The sequence below is a fragment of the Neisseria sp. SLRRB23 genome (assembly GCF_050896295.1).
Taxonomy (GTDB): Bacteria; Pseudomonadota; Gammaproteobacteria; order Burkholderiales; family Neisseriaceae; genus Neisseria.
Genome location: NZ_JBPBFH010000080.1, coordinates 1 through 526, shown reverse-complemented (window position 1 = coordinate 526; position 526 = coordinate 1). Strand labels below are relative to the sequence as shown.

The following is a 526-nucleotide window of genomic DNA, read 5'->3' as shown; positions in this document are numbered from 1 at the left end:
AGTAGCGGGGAAGAAGTTGATCCATACTGTCACAATTACCCAGATAGTGAGCTTTCTATGGTTGGCTACCCACCGCGCCGGCTTGCTGTTGCGGATGCTTTCCGGTACCACTTTTTCCCATATCCAATGCAAAAACAGCAGAGTCCACTTACCCCTCATACCTGCCCCCCCTGCGGTTACAAGCCCAGCAGTTCGATTTCGACTTTTGAACGCCAACGGGCTTGTGCCGTAACAATACACATTCTTAATTTTCGGTCTGCCGCGCTGTATTTAATCCAGCTTTCAATGTTTCAACACACAGGGCGACACACAGGGACGCATTTACCAATTCTTGTCCCTGTAATGCTCGGACAGGGCAATCAGCATTATCCACAGGAGGCTGACAAATCCGCTGACGCCGGCTGCCATAAACAGGATTTTTTCCCAAGCGTTCATAGGGGGCATAGGCGTTCGGCTGCCCTCAGTGGTCGGCCCGTCAAGCAAAATATAGATGATGACGGTAACAACATTCAAAAGTATCGGTTTG

At 50.0% G+C, this 526-nt stretch carries 1 protein-coding gene; it reads right to left on the bottom strand.

Features of this window, described 5'->3' with window-relative positions:
- Window positions 1-321: 321 nt before the first annotated feature.
- Window positions 322-526: peptide ABC transporter permease (locus ACRPFF_RS11115; RefSeq protein ID WP_432674663.1), on the bottom strand; the 205-nt coding region annotated here is incomplete at its 5' end.